General features: G+C 66.1%; 27 protein-coding genes. 9 read left to right on the forward strand and 18 right to left on the reverse strand.

Annotated features, from left to right (window positions below; genetic code table 11):
* Nucleotides 1-14 precede the first annotated feature (14 nt).
* The 10 genes from yajC to thiS all read right to left on the reverse strand — a co-directional run bounded on the left by yajC (nucleotide 15) and on the right by thiS (nucleotide 8,571).
* Nucleotides 15-320: a preprotein translocase subunit YajC gene (gene yajC / locus Q0053_RS06225; protein ID WP_298097687.1), complete on the reverse strand. Its 306-nt coding sequence runs from the start codon at nucleotides 318-320 to the stop codon at nucleotides 15-17.
* Nucleotides 321-449: 129 nt separating this feature from the next.
* Nucleotides 450-1,517 carry a M23 family metallopeptidase gene (locus Q0053_RS06230; protein WP_298097499.1) on the reverse strand — a complete coding sequence of 356 codons (1,068 nt, stop codon included), beginning with the start codon at nucleotides 1,515-1,517 and terminating at the stop codon, nucleotides 450-452.
* Between the two features lie 235 nt (nucleotides 1,518-1,752).
* A complete protein-coding gene (locus tag Q0053_RS06235; protein WP_298097502.1) occupies nucleotides 1,753-2,397 on the reverse strand; it encodes a protein-L-isoaspartate(D-aspartate) O-methyltransferase in 645 nt (214 codons plus the stop codon).
* A gap of 160 nt (nucleotides 2,398-2,557) precedes the next feature.
* The gene (gene surE, locus Q0053_RS06240) at nucleotides 2,558-3,349 is read right to left on the reverse strand and encodes a 5'/3'-nucleotidase SurE (protein WP_298097506.1); all 792 of its coding nucleotides are present in this window, start codon (nucleotides 3,347-3,349) and stop codon (nucleotides 2,558-2,560) included.
* Between the two features lie 172 nt (nucleotides 3,350-3,521).
* Entirely contained in the window at nucleotides 3,522-3,899 is a 378-nt protein-coding gene (locus tag Q0053_RS06245) for a hypothetical protein (protein ID WP_298097509.1), read from the reverse strand.
* Nucleotides 3,900-4,053: 154 nt separating this feature from the next.
* On the reverse strand, nucleotides 4,054-5,580 hold the full coding sequence (serS, locus tag Q0053_RS06250) for a serine--tRNA ligase (RefSeq protein WP_298097512.1): 1,527 nt from the start codon (nucleotides 5,578-5,580) through the stop codon (nucleotides 4,054-4,056).
* 623 nt (nucleotides 5,581-6,203) lie between these two features.
* Entirely contained in the window at nucleotides 6,204-6,983 is a 780-nt protein-coding gene (locus Q0053_RS06255; protein WP_298097514.1) for a thiazole synthase, read from the reverse strand.
* A 49-nt stretch (nucleotides 6,984-7,032) separates the two neighbouring features.
* The gene (locus Q0053_RS06260; RefSeq protein ID WP_298097516.1) at nucleotides 7,033-8,064 is read right to left on the reverse strand and encodes an SPFH domain-containing protein; all 1,032 of its coding nucleotides are present in this window, start codon (nucleotides 8,062-8,064) and stop codon (nucleotides 7,033-7,035) included.
* A gap of 32 nt (nucleotides 8,065-8,096) precedes the next feature.
* Complete coding sequence (locus Q0053_RS06265; RefSeq protein ID WP_298097518.1) at nucleotides 8,097-8,318, reverse strand: hypothetical protein; 222 nt, start codon at nucleotides 8,316-8,318, stop codon at nucleotides 8,097-8,099.
* Between the two features lie 55 nt (nucleotides 8,319-8,373).
* Nucleotides 8,374-8,571: a sulfur carrier protein ThiS gene (gene thiS / locus Q0053_RS06270; protein WP_298097521.1), complete on the reverse strand. Its 198-nt coding sequence runs from the start codon at nucleotides 8,569-8,571 to the stop codon at nucleotides 8,374-8,376.
* Between the two features lie 99 nt (nucleotides 8,572-8,670).
* Here thiS and aroQ point away from each other — a divergent pair, with 99 nt between their 5' ends.
* Genes aroQ through aat form a run of 4 tightly spaced genes read left to right on the forward strand, consistent with a single transcriptional unit; the run spans nucleotide 8,671 to nucleotide 11,729 of the window.
* Nucleotides 8,671-9,141, forward strand: coding sequence for a type II 3-dehydroquinate dehydratase (gene aroQ / locus Q0053_RS06275; RefSeq protein WP_298097524.1), 471 nt, complete (start codon nucleotides 8,671-8,673; stop codon nucleotides 9,139-9,141).
* A 17-nt stretch (nucleotides 9,142-9,158) separates the two neighbouring features.
* Entirely contained in the window at nucleotides 9,159-9,677 is a 519-nt protein-coding gene (gene accB, locus Q0053_RS06280) for an acetyl-CoA carboxylase biotin carboxyl carrier protein (protein ID WP_298097526.1), read from the forward strand.
* Between the two features lie 7 nt (nucleotides 9,678-9,684).
* Nucleotides 9,685-11,037 (forward strand): acetyl-CoA carboxylase biotin carboxylase subunit, encoded by a 1,353-nt coding sequence (gene accC, locus Q0053_RS06285; protein WP_298097527.1) that lies wholly within the window; start codon nucleotides 9,685-9,687, stop codon nucleotides 11,035-11,037.
* Complete coding sequence (gene aat / locus Q0053_RS06290; protein ID WP_298097689.1) at nucleotides 11,034-11,729, forward strand: leucyl/phenylalanyl-tRNA--protein transferase; 696 nt, start codon at nucleotides 11,034-11,036, stop codon at nucleotides 11,727-11,729. Before accC ends, aat begins: the two co-directional genes overlap by 4 nt.
* On the opposite strand, the gene Q0053_RS06295 is transcribed toward aat, so the two are convergent.
* Nucleotides 11,696-12,346, reverse strand: a complete 651-nt coding sequence (locus tag Q0053_RS06295) for a DUF2155 domain-containing protein (RefSeq protein ID WP_298097531.1) — start codon at nucleotides 12,344-12,346, stop codon at nucleotides 11,696-11,698. The genes aat and Q0053_RS06295 overlap by 34 nt on opposite strands.
* A complete protein-coding gene (locus Q0053_RS06300) occupies nucleotides 12,343-12,735 on the reverse strand; it encodes an NADH:ubiquinone oxidoreductase subunit NDUFA12 (protein ID WP_298097692.1) in 393 nt (130 codons plus the stop codon). The genes Q0053_RS06295 and Q0053_RS06300 overlap by 4 nt, the downstream gene beginning before the upstream one ends.
* A gap of 207 nt (nucleotides 12,736-12,942) precedes the next feature.
* Between Q0053_RS06300 and Q0053_RS06305 the strand changes: the two genes are divergently transcribed.
* The 3 genes from Q0053_RS06305 (at nucleotide 12,943) to Q0053_RS06315 (ending at nucleotide 16,876) form a co-directional block, all read left to right on the forward strand.
* The gene (locus tag Q0053_RS06305; protein ID WP_298097533.1) at nucleotides 12,943-15,348 is read left to right on the forward strand and encodes a TSCPD domain-containing protein; all 2,406 of its coding nucleotides are present in this window, start codon (nucleotides 12,943-12,945) and stop codon (nucleotides 15,346-15,348) included.
* A gap of 64 nt (nucleotides 15,349-15,412) precedes the next feature.
* Nucleotides 15,413-15,922, forward strand: coding sequence for a pentapeptide repeat-containing protein (locus Q0053_RS06310; protein ID WP_298097536.1), 510 nt, complete (start codon nucleotides 15,413-15,415; stop codon nucleotides 15,920-15,922).
* A gap of 36 nt (nucleotides 15,923-15,958) precedes the next feature.
* The gene (locus Q0053_RS06315) at nucleotides 15,959-16,876 is read left to right on the forward strand and encodes a pentapeptide repeat-containing protein (protein WP_298097539.1); all 918 of its coding nucleotides are present in this window, start codon (nucleotides 15,959-15,961) and stop codon (nucleotides 16,874-16,876) included.
* Nucleotides 16,877-16,885: 9 nt separating this feature from the next.
* Here the strand turns inward: Q0053_RS06315 and aspS are convergent, their stop codons facing one another.
* The gene (gene aspS / locus Q0053_RS06320; RefSeq protein ID WP_298097542.1) at nucleotides 16,886-18,667 is read right to left on the reverse strand and encodes an aspartate--tRNA ligase; all 1,782 of its coding nucleotides are present in this window, start codon (nucleotides 18,665-18,667) and stop codon (nucleotides 16,886-16,888) included.
* Nucleotides 18,668-19,054: 387 nt separating this feature from the next.
* Between aspS and Q0053_RS06325 the strand changes: the two genes are divergently transcribed.
* Nucleotides 19,055-19,738 carry a chromosomal replication initiator DnaA gene (locus Q0053_RS06325; protein WP_298097545.1) on the forward strand — a complete coding sequence of 228 codons (684 nt, stop codon included), beginning with the start codon at nucleotides 19,055-19,057 and terminating at the stop codon, nucleotides 19,736-19,738.
* 207 nt (nucleotides 19,739-19,945) lie between these two features.
* On the opposite strand, the gene Q0053_RS06330 is transcribed toward Q0053_RS06325, so the two are convergent.
* The gene (locus Q0053_RS06330; RefSeq protein ID WP_298097548.1) at nucleotides 19,946-20,275 is read right to left on the reverse strand and encodes a hypothetical protein; all 330 of its coding nucleotides are present in this window, start codon (nucleotides 20,273-20,275) and stop codon (nucleotides 19,946-19,948) included.
* Between the two features lie 4 nt (nucleotides 20,276-20,279).
* Nucleotides 20,280-21,785, reverse strand: a complete 1,506-nt coding sequence (gene gatB / locus Q0053_RS06335) for an Asp-tRNA(Asn)/Glu-tRNA(Gln) amidotransferase subunit GatB (RefSeq protein ID WP_298097551.1) — start codon at nucleotides 21,783-21,785, stop codon at nucleotides 20,280-20,282.
* 97 nt (nucleotides 21,786-21,882) lie between these two features.
* Here gatB and Q0053_RS06340 point away from each other — a divergent pair, with 97 nt between their 5' ends.
* Nucleotides 21,883-22,209 (forward strand): hypothetical protein, encoded by a 327-nt coding sequence (locus Q0053_RS06340; RefSeq protein ID WP_298097554.1) that lies wholly within the window; start codon nucleotides 21,883-21,885, stop codon nucleotides 22,207-22,209.
* A gap of 42 nt (nucleotides 22,210-22,251) precedes the next feature.
* Here the strand turns inward: Q0053_RS06340 and gatA are convergent, their stop codons facing one another.
* From gatA to Q0053_RS06355, 3 genes are all read right to left on the reverse strand, one after another.
* The gene (gene gatA / locus Q0053_RS06345) at nucleotides 22,252-23,730 is read right to left on the reverse strand and encodes an Asp-tRNA(Asn)/Glu-tRNA(Gln) amidotransferase subunit GatA (RefSeq protein ID WP_298097557.1); all 1,479 of its coding nucleotides are present in this window, start codon (nucleotides 23,728-23,730) and stop codon (nucleotides 22,252-22,254) included.
* Between the two features lies 1 nt (nucleotide 23,731).
* Nucleotides 23,732-24,019 carry an Asp-tRNA(Asn)/Glu-tRNA(Gln) amidotransferase subunit GatC gene (gene gatC, locus Q0053_RS06350; protein WP_298097559.1) on the reverse strand — a complete coding sequence of 96 codons (288 nt, stop codon included), beginning with the start codon at nucleotides 24,017-24,019 and terminating at the stop codon, nucleotides 23,732-23,734.
* A gap of 85 nt (nucleotides 24,020-24,104) precedes the next feature.
* Nucleotides 24,105-24,269, reverse strand: a complete 165-nt coding sequence (locus Q0053_RS06355) for a hypothetical protein (RefSeq protein WP_298097562.1) — start codon at nucleotides 24,267-24,269, stop codon at nucleotides 24,105-24,107.
* Nucleotides 24,270-24,317 lie beyond the last annotated feature (48 nt).

A 24,317-nucleotide genomic window follows, 5' to 3' on the forward strand; every position in this document is an offset into this window, starting at 1 on the left:
CTTTCAGGACGATATCAGGACTTGGCGATGGTCTTGGTGTCGTTGGCGGCCACCCCGGTGCGATCGCGCACCTGGGTGATCATCTGCTTGACCACGGCCACGTTCACGCCCTGGGCGATCTCGACCATGGCCTGCTCGGCCTCGACGCGGGTGATCTTGCCGATCACGCCGTTCGACAGCACCACCGTATCACCCCGCTTCAGGCCGGCGATCAGCGCCTGGTGGGCCTTCATCGCCTTCTGCTGCGGACGGATCAGCATGAAGTAGAACAGGATGATCACGGGGACGAAGAAGATCAGGGTGCCGAAAGGCCCCGCCATAAGTTCCGCCACGATAGTCTCCGAATACGTTTGGGGCCGCTCAATGCGACCCTTGAAAATGAGGCGCGGAAACTAGGGTGCGCTGCGTCACATTGCAACGCGACCTGTGCTCGCGGGCCTCGCGGGACGCTATTGCGGCAACACCGTCAGCGGATCGACGGCCACCGGCTGGTCGCCGCGCATGCGCCAGGCCTCGAAATGCATGGAGGGCCGCCCGTCGCCGGCGGTGTTCCCGACCGTGCCGATCGCCTGGCCCGCGCGGATGTCCGCACCGTCCCGCACCGTCGCTGTGCCCAGATGGCCATAGACGGTGCGCCAGCCGTCCCGGTGCACGATCAGCACCGTCAGCCCCTGCCCGGCCAGGTCGTCGCCGACATAGCCGACCCGCCCCGCCGCCGCAGCCCGGACCTCCGTCCCGGCCGCTGCGCCGATATTGATGCCGTTGTTCCGCTCGCCCAGCCCGACCGGCCCGAAGCGCCGCAGGATGTCACCCCGCACGGGCCAGTCCAGGCTCAAACCCGTCGCAGCGGGCACCGGGGTCGGTGCGACAGCTTCGGCCGGCGCGCGCGGCGCAGGCGGCGCAGCCACACTCTGCGAAGGCGGCGGCGGCGGCGGCGGCGGCGGTGGCGGCGGTGCAACCTCGTCCGGCACGGCCACGCCGCCCGGCGAAGGACCGGTGGCATAGGGATCACCGCCGATATCCACCGCACCGGACGGCAACAGGATGCGCTGTCCCGGGCTGATCGCCGCACGGGGCCCGAGGTTGTTCAGATCAATCAGGGTCTGCACCGGGGTCTGGAACCGCCGGCCGACGCCCGAAATCGTATCCCCGGGCTGGATTTCATAGGCCACAGCCGAGGTCGCCGGCGGTGGCGGAGCCGCGAACCCTTCCGAGGCCGGGCCGGCGGCGGGTGAACTGCGCGGGGCCGCGTTGACCGGCGCCCCCAGCGTCCCGCCCTCGATCTCGGCCACGGGGGCGGTCATGGGCGGCGGCACCTCACGCGCGGGATCGGTCGGCCCCCGAACGCCCTCGCCGCTCGGGGCCGGCCGGTCCGGATAGGCGGGAGCCCGCGCCGGCGGCGGCGCAGCCCCTGTATAGATCGGATAGCGGGGCGCATCCGGATAGCTTGCGCAGGCCACCAGCGTCGTCACGGCGCCCAGCACCGCCAGCCCCCTGATCGCGAATTGAATCGTCATGTCGTCTCCCGCCGCTCGCCGCCGACCCCGTGTGCCTCGACCACCGATTCCAGCCAACCCGTCAAAGGGCGCGAAAGTTGGGCGGGAAGGTTAACGGGGTATGGGGTGGTTAGTGGCTAGTGGCTAGTGGTTGGCCGACACCGGTGCGAGGGCGCGGCCTGCGCCGCCCTTCCGCAGACAGTCGTCCTGCAACCACTAGCAACTAGCCACTAGCCACTAACCACTAGCCACCCCCTCACCCCTCCTTCGCCGTCCCCTCAACCAGCGGCACAAACCTGACCTCGGCCAGGCTCTCGCGCTGGAAGCTGCCGTCCGGCTGGCCGACATAGCGGTGCAGCCTCTGCACCGACGACCGCCCGACCGGGCACACCAGGATCCCGCCCGGCTTCAGCTGATGCAGCAGTTCGGTCGGCTCTCCGGGCGAGGCCGCCGTCACCATGATCCGGTCGAACGGCGCCTGTTCCGGCCAGCCCAGCCCGCCGTCGCCGTGGCGGGTGATGACATTGTCGATCTTCAGGGCCTTCAGCCGCGCCTCGGCCTCGGTCAGCAGGCTGCGGTAGCGTTCGATCGAATAGACATAGCGCGCCAGCCGGCTCAGCACCGCCGCCTGGTAACCGCTGCCCGTGCCGATCTCCAGCACCCGGTGGCGCGGCTGTACGTCCAACGCCTGGGTCATCAGGCCGACGATATAGGGCTGGGAAATCGTCTGGGCGCAGTCGATCGGCAGGGCCTGATCCTCCCAGGCCTGGTCGAGGAATTTCTCGTGCACGAACACAGCCCGGTCGATCGACTCAATCGCCGACAGCACGCGCGGGTCCATCACCCCCTGCTGCCGCAGCCCGAGGATCAGCCGTCCGGCGCGATCGTCATTCAGTTTCATGGGACCACCCACAAAATCCGCTCATCCCCGCGAAAGCGGGGACCCAGTGCTTTGGGTGATGGAAAAGCGATGTCGGCCCTCGAAAGGTGAACCTGAGACGCCGTCGCCAGGCTGGACAAGACTGGATCCCCGCTTTCGCGGGGATGAGCGGGGAAAGAAATCATACCGCCACCACACTCTTCGGCGGTGCCCCGCCCAGCACGCCCTTCAGGTCATGCAGGCTCGGCGCATGGGTCAGGTCGATATGCAGCGGCGTGACCGAGATCTTCCCCTCATCCATCGCCCGCAGGTCGGTCCCTGCCGGATGGTCGTGCTTCGTCCCGCGGAAACTCATCCAGTAGTAGTCGCGGCCGCGCAGGTCGGTGCGCTTCACCGCATGCATCTCGCCGATGTTGCGGAAGCCCTGCCGCGTGACCTCAACCTCGGTCACAGCCTCCGGCGCCCGGGCGGGGAAATTCAGGTTCATCACCACGCCCGCCTGCCAAGGCTGGGCGAGCAGGCGTGAGATGATCGCCGGGGCGAAGGCCTCCGCCGTCTCCCAGTGTGCCCGCACCTCGTCATGAAACCGCTCAAGCGACTGGCTCAGGGCGATCGAGCGGATGCCGAAGGCCATCCCCTGCAATGCCCCGGCCACCGTCCCCGAATAGGAGCAGTCCTCCCCGACATTATGCCCGCGATTGACCCCCGACAGCACCAGATCAGGCCGCTCAGGCATCAGGTCATTGACCGCCAGCACCACACAGTCGGTCGGCGTCCCGGTCACGGCGAACCGCTTGTCCGAGATCTGATTGACCCGCAGCGGCTCGGTCAGGGTGATCCCCCGCCCCTTGCCCGACTGCTCCGTCTGCGGCGCGCAGACCCAGACGTCATCCGACAGGGTCCGCGCGATCCGCGCCAGGCACTCCAGCCCTTCGGCCTCGATGCCGTCGTCATTGGTCAGGAGGATTCGCATGGGGCCTGACTAATGCCTGGGCCGTCGCCGCGCACTCGAAAAATCGTGACCCTCGGAGCGCTCCCTTGTCATCCCGGACAGCGCGAAAGCGCTGATCCGGGACGATGACAAAGGCGGGCACCGCGTCCCGGCTCTCCGCTTCGCTTCGGCCGGGATGACAAGGGGCAGGAAACTACTGCAGCACTTCGACCCGGTCGGCCAGCAGCACCGTCTCGCCGCGACAGACATTGCGGACGACCGAGCCGCGGAACTCCATCCGGTTGTTCTCGGCCTGGGACCAGTCGGCCATCACCCCGGTGATCTTCACCTGCCGGCCATTCAGGTCCTGCACCGCCTGTCGCATCAGGTCCCGCGAGGCCACGCCCGACAGACAGGGCCGCGAGAACGGCCGCAGCACCTGGGCCTCGCGCTCATACAGCTGGAACTCCCCGTCCGAGAACCGCACCCAGCCCACAATCTCCGTGGGCACGGGATCATGGGCAACGACGGCCGGTGCCGGGGCGAAACCGGCCAACAGGGTGCCGGCAGTCAGGGCTAGAAGGGCTTTCATCTCTAATGCTCCCGTCAAATCCGCTCATCCCCGCGAACGCGGGGACCCAGTTCTTTGGGTGATCCGAACCAGACCGGAACGGACTCGCCCCTTATCCCACCCACCCGTGCGAAACGACAGCACTGGGTCCCCGCGTTCGCGGGGATGAGCGGGGTTATCCTGGCCCGCCCACGTGGGTCATGCCCTTGGGCATATAGGGAACCAGCGCCTCCGGAACCCGGATCCGCCCGTCCGCCTCCTGATAGTTCTCCATCACCGCGACCAGAGTGCGGCCGACGGCCAGGCCCGAGCCGTTCAGCGTGTGCACGAACTCGGTCTTCTTCTCCCCGGCCCGCTTGAACCGCGCGTCCATCCGCCGCGCCTGGAAATCCCCGCAGTTGGAGCAGGAGCTGATCTCCCGATACGTCCCCTGCGACGGCAGCCAGACCTCCAGGTCAAACGTCTTCTTCGCCGAAAAACCCATGTCGCCCTTGCACAGCAGCATCCGGCGATACGGCAGGTTCAGCTTCTCCAACACCACCTCGGCGCAACGCACCATCCGCTCATGCTCAGCCTCGGAGTCTTCCGGCCGCGTGATCGAGACCAGCTCCACCTTGTGGAACTGGTGCTGCCGGATCAGCCCCCGCGTATCCCGCCCCGCCGACCCCGCCTCGGCCCGGAAACAGGGCGTCAGGGCGGTGAACCGGATCGGCGTCGCCAGCTCGTCCTCGGACAGGATCTGCTCACGGACGAGGTTGGTCAGGGAGACTTCGGCGGTGGGGATGAGGAAGTGGCGATTGGCGTAGTCTTCGGCCCCCTCTTTGGAGAGCAGGCTATCGAAGCGGTTATGAGCCTCCATGGTGAAGGAGGTCTCTTTAGCTCCACGCAGAAAGTCCTCGCCGTCCGCGCCCTCTTCAACAAGTGCATCTCGGGTTCGCATGTCCTCCTCGGAGAGCTCGCAATCCCGCAACGCCCCGAGCGCCTCACCGACATAGGCATGGAGCCGGGCGACGTGGTCGAACCCGGTCGCTGCGAACAAGTCCTCCTCGAACTTGGGCAACTGCCCGGTCCCGAACATCGCCTCATCCCGCACCAGATAAGGCGGATTAACTTCCAGATAGCCGTGCTCGCCCGTCTGGACGTCCAGCATGAACTGGCCGATGGCCCGTTCCAGCCGCGCCAGCCCGCCCTTCAGCACCGCGAACCGCGACCCCGACATCTTCGCCGCCGCCTCGAAATCCAGCAGGCCCATGGCCTCGCCCAGATCGGCGTGATCCTTCGAAGGCCCGCCCTCACGCGGCGTGCCCCACGGCTGACCCCACAGGACATTGCCCGCCTCGTCCTCGCCGTCCGGCACATCGTCCGCCGCCAGGCTCTTCTGCGCCGCCAGCAGGTCTCTCAGAGCCTTGCCGACCCGCGCCTCCTCGGCCTCCGCCGCCGCGATCTCGCCCTTCAGGCTCTCGACCTCGCCCTTCAGCCGCTCGGCCTCGACGAGGTCCTTTTTCCCCATCGCCGCGCCAATGAGCTTCGAACTCTCATTGCGCTTCGCCAGCGCCGTCTGCCCCGCCGTCTGCGCCGCCCGCAGCGCCGTATCCAGCGTCAGAATCTCATCGACCAGCCCCTGCGCCCCCTCGACCCCACGCGACGACCAGCCGCTCACGAAGGCGGCGGGATTGTCTCGAATGGCGCGGATGTCGTGCATGGTCGGTCTCGGCAGGAGGAAGCGATGCTCTAACCGACTCCCTCTCCCAATGGGAGAGGGCTTGAGCGCACGGCGGCGCAGCCGTCGTCCTTGCGCGAAAGGGTGAGGGTCGCCTGTCCGGGGGCGGCTTCGCCGCTCCACCCATCCGACCCACATCCGGCCTTCGGCCACCTTCTCCCAATGGGAGAAGGCTCCGCACGCCCTTCCCTTGCCGTACAATCTCGCCCTTCTCGACCCCGAACAGTGTCTTCTCGCCCCTGCCCGCAGAGCCGATTCCACCCTGCGTCCGAATCTGACGCAGCCGCGTGCCTTAATGCCCAAACCCCCACAGGGCCGGTCTTTGACAATCCTGATCCATCGCTACGCCCGCACCAGGACGCAGCACCCCGACCCGACCGGGTACATTTTTTGTACCGCCCGGACCCAATTTTTGGGGTCGACTGAAGACTCTCCGCGCCGACCCGGCCGGAGCCGTCATCCTCGGGCTTGACCCGAGGATCAGACCATCCGGTGCTCCGTGAACGGTCGCACGGGCGAGGTTCCGGGGCCGCACCGGACACCCAGCTGGCCTTTGCGCCTGATCCTCGGGTCAAGCCCGAGGATGACGGACGAAAACTCGCCCGTCAGATCAGCCCGGCCATCGGCGAGCTGGCACTGGCATACATCCGCCGCGGCATCCGCCCGGCCAGATAGCCCTGCCGCCCCGCGATCACCGCATGCTTCATCGCACTGGCCATCAGGATCGGGTCCTTGGCGCCCGCGATCGCCGTGTTCATCAGCACCGCGTCACAGCCCAGCTCCATGGCCAGCACCGCATCCGAGGGTGTCCCCACCCCCGCATCGACCAGCACCGGCACCTTGGCCTGTTCGATGATCAGCCGGATATTGACCCGGTTCTGGAGGCCCAGGCCCGAGCCGATCGGCGCCGCCGCCGGCATGATCGCCGCAGCCCCCGCCTCCTCCAGCCGCCGGCACATCACCACATCGTCGGTGCAATAGACCATGACCTGGAAGCCGTCCCTGATCAGCAGGTCCAGCGCCCGCAGCGTCTCGATCATGTCCGGATAGAGGTGCGCCGTGTCCGACAGCACCTCCAGCTTGACCAGATCCCAGCCGCCCGCCTCACGCGCCAGCCGCAGCGTCCGCACCGCGTCCTCGCCCGTGAAACAGCCCGCCGTATTGGGCAGGAAGGTGAACCGGTCCGGCTTCACATAGTCGACCAGCATCGGCTGGCTGGGGTCCGACAGATTCACCCGCCGCACCGCCACGGTCACGATCTCCGCCCCCGCCGCCTCGGCCGCGTCAGCGTTCTCCTGATAGGTCTTGTACTTGCCGGTGCCGACGATCAGCCGGCTGGAAAAGGTCCGGCCGGCGACGGTCCATGTGTCTTGGGGAGAGGTCATGAAACGGGGTTTAGCCGTTCATCCGCCCGAGTCGAAGGGGGCGGCAGACTTATCCGCCGCCGCCGCCACCCCGGGCCTCGCGCGCCTCGATCAACGCCGAGACATTGATGTCCGAGCCGACCACACAGGTGCTGGCGCTCAGCGGACAAATGCCCAGGGTCCGCTCGATCTCGCGCAGCCGCACCACCTCCGGGTTCGACCGGATCGATTCGGCCAGCAACCGGTTGGCCTCGGCCTGGCCGCGGGCCTGGGCGATCCGGGCCTCGGCATTGGCCCGCTCCAGATTGACCCGCTCGAGGGCGGCGCGGGTGTTCTGTTCGGCCGTGGTTCGCGACTGGATGGCCGCCAGAACCGTCTCCGGATAACGGATCGAGCCGACCCACTCCATGCGGATGATCTCCAGCCCCTGCGGGGCCCATTCCCGCTGCAGGGCCTGCATGGCCTTCTGCAGCACGATCTGGCGCCCGGGTCCGATCAGCTGTCCGGGGCAGTCATCGCTGTCCGGCGTGCCGGCAACCGCGGGCCCGGCAACGGCCCCCGGCGCGATCGGCTGAACATTCGGCGTCGCTGACTGCTGCGCATTACAGGCCACCGGCAGCTTTTCCGTCTCCCGCGCGATCGCCGCCCGAACCGAGGTCCGCAACGGCCCGTCGATGAAGGCATTGAACTCCTGACGCCAGGTCGCAAACAGGTCCGCCGCCTTGTCCTCACGGATCCGGAACGTCAGCGCCACATCCGCCGTCATCGGCAGGCCGAGCACGTCCGAGAAGGTGATCTCCTCATTCTCCCGGCCGTCGGGATTGGCTTCCCGGGTGTAGGAATAGGTCCGCTGCAGGGTCTGATAGGTGATGATTTTCTCGCCTATGCCTTCCCAGTGAAAGCCCGGCCCCAGTTCGGCGCGCTGGACCCCGGGGTTGGCCCCGAATTTGGTGGTCTTGATCCCCATATAGCCGCTCTCGACCGTGACGCTGCACGAGCTCACGGCGACCGTCGAAATGGCGATCAGCACCCCGACCAGGGCCACCAGCGAGACCACACGCGTCGGCGATCCCCCGCCGGTCGGCAGTTTGATGTTGGGCATCCCGGATCCGAAATTCGACATCGCCTATTCCCTCAACGTTTCAACGACTGCGAGGCCCAGGACCACAGTTTCCATCCGGCCCAGACCAGCAGCAGATTTCCGGCGATACCCACGACCGTCGCCGCGATCAGACTGCCCGAGAAGCGGGCTTCAAGAATGACGGGCACAAGGAACCTGACCAGAAAGATGAAAGCGATGACCAGACCGGCTATTCCGGCGGCGGCCCCCAAGGCGATCTTGATCTCACGGTCCATGCACCTCTCCCTTGAGACGTATCAGAGCGCACCCGCCGCGATTGCGCAAAGGTTTTCACCCCCCGCCGACGAACTGCACCAGTTCCACCCGGTCCCCGTCCGCCAGAGCCGTCGTCGCATGCAGCGACCGCGGGACGATCTCCAGATTGCGCTCCACCGCCACCTTGCGCACGTCCAGCCCAAGTTCCTCCACAAGGGCAAGGATGGTCGCGGCTTCAACCACGCGATGTTCCCCGTTGACCTGAATGCGCATTCCCTTACGTCACTCTTTCACACGTGCGGTTTGATAACCGTCACGCCTCAGCTAAAAGGCCGGTCCGATTCCGGTCGGACCGCCACAATCGCGAGCGCAATGCCCGAGACCCCCGTCCTCTACGTCCTGAACGGCCCGAACCTCAACCTGCTTGGGGTCCGCGAGCCCGCCATCTACGGACATGAGACCCTCGCCGACGTCCAGGCCCTGTGCGAACAGGCCGCAGACGGGGCGGTCGTGGTCTTCCGCCAGACCAACCACGAGGGCGAGCTGATCGAACAGATCCATGAGGCCCGCGAAAAGGCCTCGGTCCTGGTCATCAACGCCGCCGGCTATACCCATACCTCGGTCGCCCTGCTCGACGCGCTCAGGACGCTGACGATCCCGATCGTCGAATGCCATCTCTCCAACCCGGCGGCGCGTGAGCGCTTCCGTCATCGCTCCTTTGTCTCGCCGGTCGCCACCGGCGTGGTTTCGGGCTTCGGCCCATTCAGCTACGAACTGGCCGTCAAGGCCGCTCTTCGTCTGGCGCAGGAACACCGCGCCACCGCCGACCGTTCGGTTCAGTAAGGTAACAAGAGGCTCCCATGGCCGACTCCAAAACACCCGCTCCGAAGCTCAGGAATGAAGCCGAGATCGACACCACCCTGGTGCGTCAGCTGGCAGACATTCTCAACGACACCTCCCTGACGGAGATCGAGGTCGAGCGCGGCGAGCTTCGCATCCGCGTCGCCCGCGAACTCGTGGCCGCTCCGGTCATGCAGTATGCCGCCGCACCGGCCGCCGTCGCCCATGCACCGGCTGCAGCGCCTGTCGCCGCCGCGCCGGCCGCCATGCCGTCGGACCCCGCCACCATCGTCGCCAAACAGGGCGAAGAGGTGAAATCACCCATGGTCGGCACCGTCTACCTGCAGGCCTCGCCCGAAGCCCCGCCCTTCATCGCCGTCGGCGACAAGGTCAAGAAGGGCCAGACCCTGTTGATCGTCGAGGCCATGAAGACCATGAACCCGATCCAGGCCCCCCGCGACGGCGTTGTGGTCGAAGTCCTGGTCGGCGACGCCCAGCCGGTCGAGTTCGGTGAACCCCTCGTCCTGCTCGAGGCCTGAGACGGCCATGTTCACCAAGGTCCTGATCGCCAACCGCGGCGAAATCGCCCTGCGGATTCACCGCGCCTGCAAGGAGATGGGCATCTCCACGGTCGCGGTGCACTCCGAGGCTGACCGCGGGGCCATGTGGGTCCGCCTGGCCGACGAGAGCGTCTGCATCGGCCCGGCACCCGCCGCCAAGAGCTATCTGAACATCCCCTCGATCATCGCGGCCGCGGAGATCACCGGCGCCCAGGCCATCCACCCGGGCTACGGCTTCCTGTCCGAGAACGCCCGCTTCGCCGAGATCGTCGAGGCCCACGGCATGACCTTCATCGGTCCCAGGCCGGAACACATCCGGGTCATGGGTGACAAGATCACCGCCAAACAGACGGTGCTGGAAGCGGGCATCCCCTGCGTCCCCGGTTCGGCCGGCGAGGTCGAGACCATCGAGGACGCTATCGCGGCCTCGAAGACCATCGGCTTCCCCCTGATCGTCAAGGCAGCCGCCGGCGGCGGCGGACGCGGCATGAAGGTCGCCCTGACCGCCGATGACCTCATCGAGGCCGTCCAGACGGCCCAGTCCGAGGCCACCGCCGCCTTCGGCAACGGGGCCGTCTATATGGAGCGCTATCTCCAGAAGCCGCGCCATATCGAGCTTCAGGTTATCGCTGACAGCCACGGCAATGTCGTCCATCTGGGCGAGCGGGACTGCTCCCTGCAGCGGCGCCACCAGAAGATCCTCGAAGAGGCCCCCTCACCGGCCCTGTCGGCGGCCGAACGGGTCGCCATCGGCGAGACCGTCAACAAGGCCATCGCCGCCATCGGCTACCTCGGCGTCGGCACCATCGAATTCCTCTGGGAGGACGGCGAGTTCTTCTTCATCGAGATGAACACCCGACTGCAAGTCGAGCATCCGGTGACGGAAATGATCACGGGCGTTGATCTTGTGCGCGAGCAGATCCGCATCGCCGCCGGCCTGCCGCTGTCGTTCAAACAGTCGGACGTGACCTTCACCGGGCACGCCATCGAATGCCGGATCAACGCCGAGAACGCCGAGACCTTCACCCCCTCGCCCGGCACGATAACCGACTTCCACGCCCCCGGCGGCCTCGGCGTCCGGCTGGATAGCGCCATCTTCGCGGGCTATTCGATTCCGCCCTACTACGACAGCCTGATCGGCAAGCTCATCGTTCACGGCCGCGATCGCGAGGAATGTATCGCCCGCCTGAAGCGCAGCCTGAACGAGATGGTCGTCGGCGGCATCGACACCACCATCCCCCTGTTCCAGAAGCTGCTGCAGGAGCCCGACATCCTGTCCGGCGACTATGACATTCACTGGCTGGAAAACTGGGCCAAACGCCAGAAGGGCGAAGGCTGAGCGACCCCCGTTTCAGCGCCGACGAGCCCTTCGGCGGCTTCGGCCCCGACGAGCTGCTGGATTGCTACGCGAAGGGCGTCTTCCCCATGGGCGAGGCCCGCGATGATCCGCGGATCTTCCTGGTCGAGCCTGAACAGCGCGGGATCATCCCGCTGGACCGGTTCCACGTTCCGACCCGCCTCAGGCGCACGGTCCGCGCCGACAGCGTAACGGTCCGGGTCGACACCGCCTTCGACGCCGTCCTGGACGCCTGCGCCGCCTCCGGCCCGGGCCGCGAGGACAGCTGGATCAACGCCCCGATCCGCCGCCTGTACATCGAGTTGAACGCCCGCGGCCAGGCCCACAGCATAGAAGTCTGGCGCGATGAGCACCTCGTCGGCGGCCTGTACGGCGTCACCCTCGGCGGGGCCTTCTTCGGCGAAAGCATGTTCAGCCGAGAGCGCGACGCATCGAAAATCGCCCTCGTGCATCTGGTCGCCCGGCTGAAGCGCGGCGGCTGGCGTCTGCTCGACACCCAGTTCCTGACCGGGCACCTTAGCCAGTTCGGCGCGATAGAGATCCCGCAGGCGGCCTATCTCGAATTGCTGCATGCAGCCTGCATGCGAAGGCCGAACGTCCGGTCAATGTTCAATCCCATGACCGGATCGGAAGCTCTGTTCTACGCCTTGCATCCGACGATCCAGGCATCATAGATCGGATGTTGGAGCCCGTTCACAGCCGGCGAAGAGGCAAACATCCACCCCCTGAAAATCTGCCGCGGCTCGCTGACCTGGATCACACCCCGCGACTGCAGGCTGACCTCCAGATAGGCGACAGCATCGGACACCTGTTCATCCGATGCAGAGACCTCGCAAGCCCTGGCACTGAAGATCAGCGTCCTCTGGAAACGGACCGGGCGACCCCCAACCTCAACCTCGAACCGCATGGATTCGGCCGTGATCTTGTCGATTGCCTGGACGATGGCCACCCGACGGCGCTGTCGCCGCGACGGGGCGGTGACGGCATCCGCTCGCGTCGCCGGCACCTCGACAGCCGGCTCCTCCTCGCCCGGGCTCTGATCAGACTCCGCGAGCTCGGTTTGAGGGGTGCCCGGGCTCGCCGCGACCGGTGCCACAGGTCCCGGTGTCGTTTCCGGTGCGGACTCGATCGGCAGTGTTTGGGCAGTGGTCTGGCGGTTCAAGGCAGCAGTTGGCTCCTCGATCGGGACCGCGTCCTGCGGCAACTCATTGATAACGGCGGCCAGAACCGCACCGGATACCAACAGGGTTACAGCCGTGACCCCTCCAAGGATCGCGCCCCGGAGTTTCATTCGGGACGCCAGGCTTGATAGTCGCCAGTCGCGGGTGGCCGGACGCCATCAGCAACCAGCGAGCCCTTCGGCCGCCACGCCATCGGCGTGCCGGTCAGGTTGGGCAGATGATCTTCTTCCCATTTGCGTCTCGGCAATGGCTGATCTGTCGGCAGTTCATCAAAGGTATAGTGCAGCCAGCCATGCCAGTCCGGCGGCACCTTCGACGCATCGGCATAGCCATTGTAAGTCACCCAACGACGACGCCGACCATCATAGCTGGAGCGGTCGCGCGACAGATAGTAGCGGTTCCCGAACTCATCCGTGCCCACGTGCTCGCCACGCTTGGCAATGGTGAAGAAGGTGCCGATGGTGGCACCGCTGGTCCAGCCGAAAATCCTGCCTAGCACGTCGGAAGTCCACCCAAGCTTGGTCGCTCGGCGAAGGCCGGCGTTGGTGAACGTATCATAGAAAGCGGTGACGCCTGCGTCCAGCACCACGCACACAGCTTTCACCTCAACATCTTGGGGGTAACCGAGCAAAGACACGCCAGATTTATTGCCGATCAGGCGGACAGCCCGCTAACCTGACAGACAGGCCAAATACGGGACCGCCGCATGCGCTTTCCATTCGCTTTCCAAGCCGCTTCGATGGATCGGCCGGTTCGTGAGATTGAGCGAGCGAACCGCATTGTCAGTGTGCGCGCGCCTGAGGGCTGGCCAGATGTCCAGGTCGAGGCATGGCTGGATTGGGCCGACGCCGAAGGGCTTCGTTGGGAAAGCGATGATGGCCTTGTGGAAGTCATGCTCGCCTGGGCCCGCCGTTTTGACCCCGCGAAGGCAGAGAGCCTCGCAGCAACCATGCTGCTGGGACTGGCCACACCCTCACGCCCAACGCAGATTTCGGCCAGCGTGACCGATCTGTCTGAGCCCGACGCATCCCGAAGGCTTCGGGCAGCCTCAGCGCTGCGAAGGGGCCAACGACTGGCTGCCGGAGCCATTGATGCCGCAGCGGCGGGACTCCAACGGGTGACTGACGCCGTGTACCGTTGTGAAGGCCAGCGTAGCGACTGCGGCGACCCGCTGAAAAATCCCGCCCTGATGCGGGCTGCCCTTGCCGCAAGAAGCATGGGAGCCGCCGACCCAGACATTGTTCGGGCCATTCAGGGTGAGCGGTTCGACGTCGCTCAGCCGCCACTGTTGCCTGCACCTCCACTCCTGGCGCTCGCCGACCGGGCCATGGTCGCCTCCGGCGCGCCCGAAGCCCTGGCAGCCGCTGAGGCCGGTCTGGACGGTGACCTGATTTTGGTATTCGACCCGGAAACTGCCGAGGCCGTGTCCAGCTCTCCCAGGGTCCCGGCGGTCCTTCTTTCTCTTTCCGCGCTGAAGCAGGCCGTCGGGCCGCAGTTTGAACCCGTACTCTCAGAACTGGTCCACCTCTGGACGACAGCCCTCTCAGGGGCTGGAAATCCGGTCGTGGCCATAGGGCTCGGAGGACTGGCCGATCACGTGCTTGGCAGCGCCCCATCAAGCGAGATCTCCTGGGTCGATGAACTTGCGAAAGGCGTCCAATCGGCGGCAGGCGATGTAACGGTCTCCCTGTTCGTCGATGACAGCGAGGCCGGTCTCCGGCTGGGTCTGACGCCGCTTTCGGTTTTCGAGACTTGGCAGACCGCGGATGGAAGCGTGTCACAACGCCTGCGATCCTCGGTGGCCGCTGCGATTGCTCATCTGGGCGGCGATGTCGAAGCCGCTGAGCGTTGGCTTTTCGGACATCAAACCCTTTTTGAAGCGCCGGGGATCGATCATTCGGCCTTGCGGGCAAGGGGCTTTACCGATGTAGAGCTCGACGGGCTGGAACAGGCCCTCACTCAGGTCGGGACCCTGGCTGATGCATTCCGGTCGCCGACCCTTGACGCCGGTTTTCTACGAGATGTGCTGGGGTTCGATGGCGCAGCCGGCGAACTCCTGCCTCAGCTGGGTTTTTCCGCCAACGACATCGCCCTGGCGCAGGCCTGGACCTTCGGCCACGGTGATCTGGCCGGCTGGAGCGGCGCTCCGGATGGACTTCAGTCGATCCTGGCGGACTTGGCGAGCTTCGAGGCTGGTCTCCGCGCCAGGTTGGATACGATCAGTGCGATCCCGGACATCGCTCCAGTCCGCATCGACTGGCGCACCACACCGGCCCAAGCTGCGCGGCTCATGTCAGACGCCGCACGGGAAAGCAGGCGCGCCATCCGGCTGAAAAGGGCCGCACCGCCTTCCGGGCCGCTGCTCGATCTGGTCGAGGCCGAGCCGGCATCGAGACCCCGCCGCTGGGAGCCGGAAGCAAGAGCCGTCGAACGGATCGTGGAAAAGGTGGTCGAGCGAGACCGCACGCGCCGCAAACTGCCCGACCGCCGCAAGGGCTACATCCAGAAGGCAGCTGTCGGTGGGCACAAGGTCTATGTCCACACCGGCGAATATGAAGACGGAGAACTCGGCGAGATCTTCATCGACATGCACAAGGAGGGGGCTGCGTTCCGCTCACTCATGAACAACTTCGCCATAGCGATCTCGATAGGCCTCCAGTACGGCGTTCCGCTGGAAGAGTTCGTGGATGCCTTCGTCTTTACCCGTTTTGAGCCGGCCGGGACCGTCACGGGGAATGATTCAATCAAGTCGGCGACATCGATCCTCGATTACATTTTCCGGGAACTCGGCGTCTCCTATCTGGATCGGCATGAGCTGGCCAATGCGGCACCCGATCCGCTCAGCGGCAACGGTCTGGGCGCACTGGAAGGCGATGCAAACACACCGGAAGCCGTGCCGGCCGCCCGTTTCATCTCCAAGGGCTTCGCGCGCGGTACCGCAACGGACAATCTGGTGGTCCTGCCCTTTGGTCAGAAGCGGGAGATGCCGATGGTAGCCCCTGTCGCCAACGAGGCGGTGGCCTGCCCGGCCTGTGGTGACTTCTCGCTTCAGCAGCGCGGCGCCGGCTGGATCTGCGATACCTGCGGGGCAGCCCCTTCGATGCAGGGTTAGTCAACTTTTTGGTGTCATCGTGAAACCGTTCTGTCCGCACCTGAGGCCGAGACCGGAGCCCGCGATGAAACTGATCCTGACCGTAGCCGCCCTCGCCGCCGTCGCCCTGCCTGCGGTCGCCCAGAACGCGAGCCAGATCGCGAGGGTGCGCGGGGGATCCAGTTGCGCGGGCTGCAACCTGTTCCAGGGCGCTTTTTCGGGCCTGGAAGCCCGTGGACTGAATCTGTCCGGGGCAAGACTGCGGCAGGCAGACCTGAGCCTCGCGGTGATGAACCGGACCCGGTTCACCAACGCGGATCTGCGGGACGTAGAGGCCTATGGCGGCGTTTTTTCCGGATCGCACTTCTCGGGTGCTGACTTGACCAATGCCAGCTTTGTGGGGGCCTACCTGGACGGATCGTCCTTCTCGGGAGCCAACCTCTCGGGGGTGAATTTCTCGGGCGCGTCGATGCGAGGCGCTACTGGACTGACCCAAGATCGTCTTGATCAGGCCTGCGGCGACGAGGCGACCCGGCTGCCCGTCGGCCTGTCCATTCCCCTCTGCCAGAGGCCCATGGACCTTACAGGGAATTAAGTAGGGCTGGCATGGGTTTGAGGTCATGAAAGAGGCGTGAAACAGTCCGCTTCCTCCCTGTCCCGTCGTCTCCAGCCCGCTGGCCTTGCGTTCACCGCGGCGATGGCTTTTGTCGTTCTGGCGGGTCCGGCCGGGGCCGAGACCCAGCTGCAGTTCCAGTACCAGGATCGGGACGTCGCCCGCATGGTGTCGCTGGGTGGCAGCTGCAATCGCTGCGAGCTGTCTGGCCGGGATCTCACCGGCGCGGCCTTTACCGGCGCAGTCTTCACTAACGCCACCCTGGTCGGTGCCAATCTGCGGGGCGCCGAGTTGACCGGGTCGAACTTCTCCGGCAGCGACTTCAGCCGGGCTGACCTGTCGGGCGCAGAGATGGTCGGAGCAAATTTCACCGGGGCCAATTTCTCGGGTTCGGACCTGACGGGCGCAGAAGTCATCGGCGCGACCCTCGTGCGGGTGCGTCTTGCGGGAGCAGATCTCACAGGGGCTGCTCTGGATGGAGCCAATCTGAACAGCGCGGTCCTGACCGGCGCAGACCTCAGCGCGGCCGAGTTGAACGCCGTCACTCTGGCCAACGTGAATGCCCGATCGGCGGACTTCTCCGACGCGGAAATCGCCATGTCCGACCTGACAAACGGGGATTTCCGCTCGGCCGACTTCAGCAATGCGATCCTGAACGGGGCCCGCCTGACCGGAGGCCGGTTCGGCGGTGCAGACTTCGAAGGAGCTTCCATGGCCCGGACCGACATCCGGGGTGCGGACCTGTCCGGAGCCGAGGGCCTGAGCCAGTCGCAGATCAGCCGTGCCTGCGGCGACGCGGCGACCCGCCTGCCCGGCCGACTGACCGTCCGGGTCTGCCGCGGCGTCAGCATTGTGCGGGTCGCCCCGCCTGCAGCGCCGACACCACCGGTACCGCCCCGCTCGCGAAACACGGTCGTCAGTAGCAGCGACCGCTGATTTCCGGCGTCAGACCTTCAGCGGCAGGGCCGCGCGAATGTGTAGCTCCTTGTACTGCCGCTCGGCCGCATCGGACGGCGCGCTCATCAGCAGATCCTGACCCTGCTGGTTCAGCGGGAAGGCGATGACCTCGCGGATCGCGACCTGGTTGGCCAGCAGCATGACGATCCGGTCGATGCCGGGGGCCAGACCGCCGTGCGGCGGCGCGCCATAGCGGAAGGCGTTGAGCATGCCGCCGAACTGGTCCTCGACGACCGAGGCGTCATAGCCCGCGATCTCGAAGGCCTTGAGCATGATGTCGGCCTTGTGGTTCCGGATCGCGCCGGAGCAGAGCTCATAGCCATTGCAGACGATGTCGTATTGGTAGGCGAGGATATCGAGCGGGTCCTTGGTGGTCAGGGCCTCCATCTCGCCCTGCGGCATCGAGAAGGGGTTGTGCGAGAAGTCGACCTTCTTTTCTTCCTCGCTCCACTCGAACATCGGGAAGTCGACGATCCAGCAGAATTTGAACTCGTCGTCCGAAATCAGGTTCAGGTCCTGGCCCAGTTTGGTGCGGGCGTTTCCGGCGAATTTGTAGAAGACCGACGGATCGCCGGCGGCGAAGAAGGCGGCGTCACCCTTGCCCATGGCCAGGGACTTCATCAGGGCGTCGGTCGCCTCGGCACCGAGGTTCTTGGCGATCGGACCGCCCCAGCTTCCCTGGTCCTCGGACCAGAAGATGTAGCCGAGGCCCGGCTGGCCCTCGCCCTGGGCCCAACTGTTCATCCGGTCGCAGAAGGCGCGCGAGCCGCCGGTCGGGGCGGGAATGGCCCAGACAGCGTTCTTCGCGTCTGCCCCGAGGATCTTGTTGAACAGGCCGAAGCCGCCGTCGCGGAAATGGTCCGAGACGTCCTTCATCTCGATCGGGTTGCGCAGGTCCGGCTTGTCGGTGCCGAACAGGGAGATGGCCTCCCGATACGGGATACGGACGAAGGGATAGGGGTCGACCGTCTTGCCGTCGGCAAACTCCTCGAACACACCATGCATGACGGGCTCGATGGCCGCGAAAACATCCTCTTGCGTGACGAAGCTCATCTCGACGTCGAGCTGGTAGAACTCCAGCGACCGGTCAGCGCGCAGGTCCTCGTCGCGGAAACAGGGGGCGATCTGGAAATAGCGGTCGAAGCCAGAGACCATCAGGAGCTGTTTGAACTGCTGCGGGGCCTGCGGCAGGGCGTAGAATTTGCCCGGATGCAGGCGCGACGGAACGAGGAAGTCGCGGGCGCCTTCGGGCGACGAGGCCGTCAGGATGGGGGTCTGGTATTCGAGAAAGCCCTGCTGAACCATGCGCTGGCGGATCGAGGAGATCACACGCGAGCGCAGCACGATGTTCTTGTGCAGGGTCTCGCGACGCAGATCGAGGTAGCGGTGCTTGAGGCGAATTTCCTCGGGATATTCGGGCTCGCCGAAGACCGGCAGGGGCAGTTCGGCGGCTTCGGACAGGACCTCGACGCCGGTGACGCGCAGCTCGACCTCGCCGGTCGGCAGGTTGGCGTTCACGACCGAGGCCTCGCGGGCCACGACCTCGCCGTCGACGCGGATGACGCTCTCGGCGCGCAGGCGTTCGACGGCCTCGAAGCCCGGCGTCTCGGGGTGCAGCACCAACTGCGTCAGGCCGTAGTGGTCGCGCAGGTCGATGAACAACAGGCCGCCGTGGTCGCGCTTGCGGTGGACCCAGCCGGAGAGGCGGACGCTGGATCCGGCATCGGCCAGACGGAGGGCGCCGCAGGTGTGGGAGCGGTAGGCGTGCATGGTCGGTTCGTCTTGGATTACAGGCCGCAAACGGCGCAATTCGGGAGGGCGGAAGGGCGCATCATCGCCCCGGAAAGTCAAGGTTTGCGGCCTGACAGGGGTCAAAAGACACGACCCGTCCGAAAATCCAGAAAAGCTGTCTTGTCGATACATTCGCCCCTTCGCCGCGCTGTTGATCAACCGAGGCTAGCCGAACCCTGCGTCAGGAACGGACGCAGGCGCTGTTCGGGCCCGGGCTGGACCGATTGATGGGGTAAGACGGCAGCATCGGGGGTCGGGAAGACGCTGAAGATCGGGGTCGGGAAGACAGCCCGCGCGTCCACAGGCGCGTGACCTTGTCCACGGGCGTGCGAGCCGTCCCGTCCCCCGTCTGCTATGAGGGAGCCGATGACCGCCCGCCCCTCGCCCGCCGACCAGATGCGATTGCCGCTGCAGCGCGACCTGCCCGAGGGGGCCGAGGGTTTCGTCGTGTCGGACTGCAACCGGGCGGCGGTCGAGGCGCTGGCGGACTGGCCCAATCTGATCGGCGGGGTGATGGCGATCTGCGGGCCGGCCGGTTGCGGCAAGAGCCGGCTGGGACAGATCTGGGCCGAACGGGTCGGGGCAGTGGCCATCCAGGGCGCCGAGGCCGCGCTGATCGATCCGCTGGGGCTGGAGGGGCGGCCGGTGCTGCTGGACCCGGCCCGGGACGTGGACGACGAGACCCTGTTCCACCTGATCAACCTGGCCCAGTCACCGGGCGGGGCCCTGTTGATGGTGGCGCGGTCGGCGCCGTCCAGCTGGGAGGCCACCCTGCCCGACCTGCGCTCGCGGCTGGATGCGGTCATCAGTGTGCCGATGGAGGTTCCCGACGATGCGGTCCTGTCGGCCATGCTGGCCGCGCGGTTCGCCGAGCGCGGCATTCGTCCGCAGAAGGATGTCGTGCCCTATCTTGTGCGCCGTATCGACCGGTCGGCCGCGGCGGCGGCGGATGTGGTCGAGCGGCTGGATGACCTGCACAGGCCGGTGACCCGGGCACTGGCGCGGGAGGTTGTGGAGGGGGCGGAGGCGAGCGGGGAGCTGTTTGAGTAGACTTCCGGGCTCGCCCAGTCTCCCCGTCATCCTCGGGCTTGACCCGAGGATCAAAAGACGGGCGAGGCTGGGCGATTGAGAATGCCCACGCGACAGCGACTCCAAGCCCGACTACGCAGCACCGGACGGTCTGATCCTCGGGTCAAGCCCGAGGATGACGGCCTAGACATTGGCGGCCGGCGACAAAGCACGGCGTCAGCGACCTGCTCACTGGCGCGACCAGAACCTCCACCAAGGCCGCGTCCTGACCTGGATCCATTCACCGCCCCCGTCAGGCCTCTGGAATTCTGCCCCACCTATCGAAATCGTTGATTCAGACTGACCCGTGACTTCAACCAGCGACGGCTGAAACCAGGCTGACGGAAGCGTTCGGTCGAAGTCGACATTGATGGCGCAGTCGTCTTCCGCATCACCGATGACCTCGACGTTCGTCAGGCTTACGGTTGTCAAGCCGAACACAACACCCTCGGCCCCGCCGTAGCCTGCCGCGTCCGTAACGGGAGTCGAGCGAATCTGAACGTTGTCGAACATCGGCATTGGGTCACAGCCCCAGCTTGGCCTTCAGGATGTCGTTGACCGCGGCGGGATTGGCCTTGCCGCCGGTGGCCTTCATGACCTGGCCGACGAACCAGCCCAGCGACTGGGGCTTTTCGGCGACGCCGGCGGCCTTGTCGGGGTTGGCGGCGATGATCTCGTCGATGGCCCGCTCGATCGCCCCGGTGTCAGTGACCTGTTTCAGGCCGTGCTTTTCGACGACCTCGGCGGGCGAGCCTTCGCCGTTCCAGACGTGGTCAAAGACTTCCTTGGCGATCTTCGACGAAATGACATTGGCCTCGATCAGTTCGACCAGCTGGGCGACATGGGCGGCCGGGACCGGGCTCTGGTCAAAGTCGAGGTGGTCCGCGGCGAGACGGGCCGACAGCTCATTGGTCACCCAGTTCGACACCAATTTGGCATCCCGGCCCTTGGCGGCGGCCTCGAAATAGTCGGCCTTGGCCTGTTCCGAGATCAGGACCACGGCGTCGTATTGCGACAGGCCGTAGTCGGCCATCAGGCGGCGGCGCTTGGCGTCGGGCAGCTCAGGCAGATTGGCCTTGATGTCGTCGATCCAGGCCTGCTCCAGCTCCAGGGGCAGCAGGTCGGGGTCCGGGAAATAGCGATAGTCCATCGCCTCTTCCTTGGACCGCATCGAACGGGTCTCGCCGGCTGTGGGGTCGTAGAGGCGGGTCTCCTGGGTCACCTTGCCGCCGTCCTCCAGGATCTCGATCTGGCGCCGGGCCTCATAGTTGATGGCCTGGGAGATGAAGCGGAACGAATTGACGTTCTTGATCTCACAGCGGGTGCCCAGATGGCTGAAGTCGCCGGTCGCCTTGAACTTCGCATACTGGCCCTCGCGACAGACCGAGACGTTCACATCAGCGCGGAGATTGCCCTTCTCCATGTCGCCGTCGCAGGTGCCGAGATAGATCAGGATGGTCCGGATCTTCTTGACGTAAGCCACGGCTTCTTCGGGCGAACGGATGTCCGGACGCGACACGATCTCCATCAGGGCCGTGCCGGCGCGGTTCAGGTCGACATAGCTCTCGGTCGGCGACAGGTCGTGGATCAGCTTGCCCGCATCCTGTTCCAGATGCAGGCGCTCGATGCCGACGTTGAAGAAGGAGCCGTCCTCGGCCTCGACCTCGACGACGCCCTCGCCGACGATCGGGAAATAGAGCTGGCTGATCTGATAGCCGGTGGGCAGGTCGGGGTAGAAATAGTTCTTCCGGTCAAACTGGCTGCGCCTGTTGATCTGCGCATTGAGGCCCAGGCCGGTACGGACCGCCTGTTCGACGCAGTGGCTGTTCAGGGTCGGCAGCATGCCGGGGAAGCCGGCGTCGACCAGCGACACCTGCTCGTTCGGGCCTGCGCCGAAGCCGACGGCAGCGCCCGAGAACAGCTTGGCCTTGGAGGCCACCTGGGCGTGGATTTCCAGGCCCATGACGATTTCCCAGGCGCCGGTGCGGCCCTGGATGAGTTTGGACAGAGAGGTCGCTGTGTCGGTCATGGGCCTGTCCTAGCGTCCAGTCGGCCTTGAGGAAAGTTCCGGTCTTGAGAGCGTCACGAAAAGACGCTTAGCTGGTGCCTCAATCCCGGAGGAAACCATGTCAAAACTCGCCGCTGCCCTCGCCTCGATCGCCCTCGCCGCCGTCGCGGGCACTGCCCTCGCCCAGACCCAGACGCCGCCCCCGGCCGCGCCGGCTCCGGCCGCTGCCCGGCCGACGATCGCCAGCCCGATCAAGGACCTGATCGCCAACGCGCAGACCCGCGCCGTGCTGGAAAAGCATCTGCCCGGCATTTCACAACACCCTGCCTTGCCGCAGTTTCAGGACATGACGCTGGCCCAGGTAGCTCCGGCGTCGAACGGCGTCCTGACACCGGAACTCATCGCCGCGATCGATGCCGACCTGAAGGCCCTGCCGGCCACCTAGGGCTTCCGGATCCCTCTCCTTGCGGGGAGAGGGACCTTTTCCTCACCACCACTTCTCCGGCCGGGCCACAAACCCGGCCGCGTCTTCCAGCGCGCTTGCGACCTGGAAGACGGTCGCCTCGTCCAGCGCCTTGCCGATGACCTGAAGACCCAGCGGCAGCCCGCCCTTGTCGAGGCCGGCGGGGACGGAGATCCCCGGCAGGCCGGCGAGGTTGGCGGTGACGGTGAAGATGTCGTTCAGATACATCTGCAGCGGATCGATCTGCTTGTCCCCGAGGGCGAAGGCCGCCGAAGGGGTGGAGGGCGTCAGAATGGCGTCGACCTTGTCCCAGACGGCGTCGAAATCCATGGCGATGCGACGACGGACCTTGAGGGCGCGGACGTAGTAGGCGTCATAGAAGCCGGCCGAGAGCACATAGGCCCCGATGGTCAGGCGGCGCTGGACCTCCTTGCCGAAGCCCTCGGCACGGCTGGTCTCATACAGGTCGGCCAGTGAGGTCGTCCCCTCGGCGCGGTGGCCGAAACGCATGCCGTCGTAGCGGGCCAGGTTGGACGAGGCCTCGGCGGGGGCGATGATGTAATAGGCCGGCAGGGCGTATTTGGTGTGCGGCAGGCTGATCTCGACGATCTCGGCCCCGCCGGCCTTGAGCCAGGCGACGCCCTGGTCCCACAGGGCCTGGATCTCGGCGGGCATGCCGTCGACGACATATTCCTTCGGCACACCGATGCGCAGCCCCTTGACGCCCTTGTTCAGGGACCGGGTCCAGTCGGGCGTTTCGACGTCGAGGCTGGTGGCGTCCTTCGGATCATACGAGCACATCGAACGCAGCAGGATGGCGGCGTCCTCGACCGTCTTCGTGATCGGGCCGGCCTGGTCCAGCGAACTGGCGAAGGCGACCATGCCGAAGCGACTGGCGCGTCCGTAGGTGGGCTTGATCCCGACCGTGCCGGTGAAGGCGGCGGGCTGGCGGATCGAGCCGCCGGTGTCCGAGGCGGTGGCAGCGAGGCAGAGGTCGCCGGCGACGGCGGAGGCCGAACCACCCGAGCTGCCGCCCGGGGTCAGGTCAGCGTTGGACGTCGTTGACTTCCAGGGGTTCACGACCGGACCGAAGGCGCTGGTCTCGTTCGACGAGCCCATGGCGAACTCGTCCATGTTGAGCTTGCCCAGCATGACGGCGCCGTCGCGCCAGAGGTTGGCGGTGACGGTGGACTCATACGGCGGGACGAAGCCGCGGAGCATGTTGGAGCCGGCGGTGGTCTGGACGCCGTCGGTGCAGAACAGGTCCTTGATGCCCAGCGGGGCACCTTCGAGGGCACCGCCCTCCCCCCTGGCCAGACGGGCGTCGGAGGCGCGGGCCATCTCGATCGCCTTGTCCGTGGTCTGGACGACGAAGGCGTTCAGGCGCGGATTGGCGGCGTCGATACTGGCGACGAACGCCCTGGTGATTTCCTCGGACGAGAAGTCACGGGCCTTGAGGCCGTCGAGGGCGGCCTTGAGCGTGAGTTGGGTCAGGTCGGACATTCTATTCGACCACCTTGGGCACGACGAAGAAGCCATCAGCGGCGCGCGGGGCATTGCCCAGGACGTCAGCGACCTTGTCGCCGTCGGTGACGACGTCGTCGCGCAGACGCATCGGCTGGGCCACATTGGAGGTCATGGGCTCGACGCCGGCGACGTCAACCTCATTGAGCTGTTCGATCCAGGCAAGGATACCGTTCAGCTCGGCGGCGAGCGGCTCCAGCCGGTCTTCCGGGGTCTTGATGCGGGCGAGGTGCGCCACACGGCGCACGGTCGCGGCGTCGATGGCCATGCGGCCCTCCACATTATTGAACGCTGGCCGAAACCAGAACGGGCGGGATTAGCGTTCCAGTCCCGGTTTCACAAGGATTCTGACGCTAAGGCGCGGGCGCGATCGTCACAGTGGCCGGACCGGTGGCGGTCGGGGGGGCATAAGCGGCCGGTGCGGCCTGTTGGACAGGCAGGGCGGCCTTGCGGCTCTCGACCTGGGGGTCACAGGCGGTCAAACCGAGCAGGACGACGAGAAAGGTCACTGGCTTCATCGGATGAGTCTCGTATCAAGGTTACCGCAGCTTGCACTTTGACAGGGC

The organism is Brevundimonas sp. (genome assembly GCF_027487935.1).
Classification (GTDB): Bacteria; Pseudomonadota; Alphaproteobacteria; order Caulobacterales; family Caulobacteraceae; genus Brevundimonas.

Bases quoted from the DNA above. Each gene is read 5' to 3' on its own strand.
- Q0053_RS06235 (WP_298097502.1), bottom strand. From the start codon at position 2,397: ATGAAACTGAATGACGATCGCGCCGGACGGCTGATCCTCGGGCTGCGG.
- Q0053_RS06355 (WP_298097562.1), bottom strand. From the start codon at position 24,269: ATGAAGCCAGTGACCTTTCTCGTCGTCCTGCTCGGTTTGACCGCCTGT.
- accC (WP_298097527.1), top strand. From the start codon at position 9,685: ATGTTCACCAAGGTCCTGATCGCCAACCGCGGCGAAATCGCCCTGCGG.
- Q0053_RS06310 (WP_298097536.1), top strand. From the start codon at position 15,413: ATGAAACTGATCCTGACCGTAGCCGCCCTCGCCGCCGTCGCCCTGCCT.
- Q0053_RS06255 (WP_298097514.1), bottom strand. From the start codon at position 6,983: ATGACCTCTCCCCAAGACACATGGACCGTCGCCGGCCGGACCTTTTCC.
- Q0053_RS06260 (WP_298097516.1), bottom strand. From the start codon at position 8,064: ATGCCCAACATCAAACTGCCGACCGGCGGGGGATCGCCGACGCGTGTG.
- aroQ (WP_298097524.1), top strand. From the start codon at position 8,671: ATGCCCGAGACCCCCGTCCTCTACGTCCTGAACGGCCCGAACCTCAAC.
- gatA (WP_298097557.1), bottom strand. From the start codon at position 23,730: ATGTCCGACCTGACCCAACTCACGCTCAAGGCCGCCCTCGACGGCCTC.
- gatB (WP_298097551.1), bottom strand. From the start codon at position 21,785: ATGACCGACACAGCGACCTCTCTGTCCAAACTCATCCAGGGCCGCACC.
- surE (WP_298097506.1), bottom strand. From the start codon at position 3,349: ATGCGAATCCTCCTGACCAATGACGACGGCATCGAGGCCGAAGGGCTG.
- gatC (WP_298097559.1), bottom strand. From the start codon at position 24,019: ATGGCCATCGACGCCGCGACCGTGCGCCGTGTGGCGCACCTCGCCCGC.
- Q0053_RS06305 (WP_298097533.1), top strand. From the start codon at position 12,943: ATGCGCTTTCCATTCGCTTTCCAAGCCGCTTCGATGGATCGGCCGGTT.
- yajC (WP_298097687.1), bottom strand. From the start codon at position 320: ATGGCGGGGCCTTTCGGCACCCTGATCTTCTTCGTCCCCGTGATCATC.
- Q0053_RS06245 (WP_298097509.1), bottom strand. From the start codon at position 3,899: ATGAAAGCCCTTCTAGCCCTGACTGCCGGCACCCTGTTGGCCGGTTTC.
- accB (WP_298097526.1), top strand. From the start codon at position 9,159: ATGGCCGACTCCAAAACACCCGCTCCGAAGCTCAGGAATGAAGCCGAG.
- serS (WP_298097512.1), bottom strand. From the start codon at position 5,580: ATGCACGACATCCGCGCCATTCGAGACAATCCCGCCGCCTTCGTGAGC.
- Q0053_RS06265 (WP_298097518.1), bottom strand. From the start codon at position 8,318: ATGGACCGTGAGATCAAGATCGCCTTGGGGGCCGCCGCCGGAATAGCC.
- Q0053_RS06230 (WP_298097499.1), bottom strand. From the start codon at position 1,517: ATGACGATTCAATTCGCGATCAGGGGGCTGGCGGTGCTGGGCGCCGTG.
- Q0053_RS06330 (WP_298097548.1), bottom strand. From the start codon at position 20,275: ATGCCGATGTTCGACAACGTTCAGATTCGCTCGACTCCCGTTACGGAC.
- Q0053_RS06340 (WP_298097554.1), top strand. From the start codon at position 21,883: ATGTCAAAACTCGCCGCTGCCCTCGCCTCGATCGCCCTCGCCGCCGTC.
- Q0053_RS06325 (WP_298097545.1), top strand. From the start codon at position 19,055: ATGACCGCCCGCCCCTCGCCCGCCGACCAGATGCGATTGCCGCTGCAG.
- aspS (WP_298097542.1), bottom strand. From the start codon at position 18,667: ATGCACGCCTACCGCTCCCACACCTGCGGCGCCCTCCGTCTGGCCGAT.
- thiS (WP_298097521.1), bottom strand. From the start codon at position 8,571: ATGCGCATTCAGGTCAACGGGGAACATCGCGTGGTTGAAGCCGCGACC.
- Q0053_RS06295 (WP_298097531.1), bottom strand. From the start codon at position 12,346: ATGAAACTCCGGGGCGCGATCCTTGGAGGGGTCACGGCTGTAACCCTG.